We start from the raw sequence: 861 nt of genomic DNA, 5'->3' as shown, positions 1-861 counted from the left end.
TAGACTTCCTGCGAAATAAAAATATGATACAATAAAACTATGAATTATGAATCAAGTAAACTATTAACTGATGCACGCTTTAAGCGCCTTGTTGGTGTTCAGCGCACTACTTTTGAAGAGATGTTAGCTGTGTTAAAAACAGCTTATCAACGTAAACACGCAAAAGGGGGACGGACCCCTAAGTTAAGCTTAGAAGATCTCCTCATGGCTACTCTTCAATACATGCGAGAATACCGTACTTATGAACAAATTGCGGCTGATTTTGGCATTCACGAAAGCAACTTAATCCGTCGGAGTCAATGGGTTGAAGAAACTCTTATTCAAAATGGTTTTACGATTTCAAAAACTCATCTTAGTGCTGAGGATACGGTGATTGTGGATGCAACAGAGGTAAAAATAAATCGTCCTAAAAAAATCAACTAGCCAATTATTCTGGTAAAAAGAAATATCATGCTATGAAGGCTCAGGCGATTGTCACAAGCCAAGGGAGAATTGTTTCTTTGGATATCGCTGTGAACTATTTCCACGATATGAAATTGTTCAAAATGAGTCGCAGAAATATCGGACAAACTGGTAAAATCTTGGCTGACAGTGGTTATCAAGGACTCATGAAGATATATCCTCAAGCACAAACTCCGAGGAAATCAAGCAAACTTAAGCCCCTAACTCTTGAAGATAAAGCCTATAACCATGCGCTATCTAAAGAGAGAATCAAGGTTGAGAATATTTTTGCCAAAGTAAAAACGTTTAAAATATTTTCAACAACCTATCGAAATCGACGTAAACGCTTCGGATTACGAATGAATTTGATTGCTGGCATTATCAACCGTGAACTAGGATTTTAGTTTCGCAGGAAGTCTA

General features: G+C 37.5%; 1 protein-coding gene. It reads left to right on the top strand.

Features of this window, described 5'->3' with window-relative positions; translation table 11 throughout:
- The first annotated feature begins 39 nt into the window (after nucleotides 1-39).
- Nucleotides 40-845 (top strand): IS5 family transposase gene (locus tag QM450_RS10560; RefSeq protein WP_414320560.1). Its coding sequence is split into 2 segments (ribosomal slippage): nucleotides 40-414 and nucleotides 417-845, totalling 804 coding nucleotides; the frame shifts between segments, so codons are not numbered across the junction.
- Nucleotides 846-861: the final 16 nt, after the last annotated feature.

The organism is Streptococcus infantis, assembly GCF_047464615.1.
Taxonomy (GTDB): Bacteria; Bacillota; Bacilli; order Lactobacillales; family Streptococcaceae; genus Streptococcus; species Streptococcus infantis_Y.
This window is presented reverse-complemented; position numbering and strand designations above follow the sequence as displayed.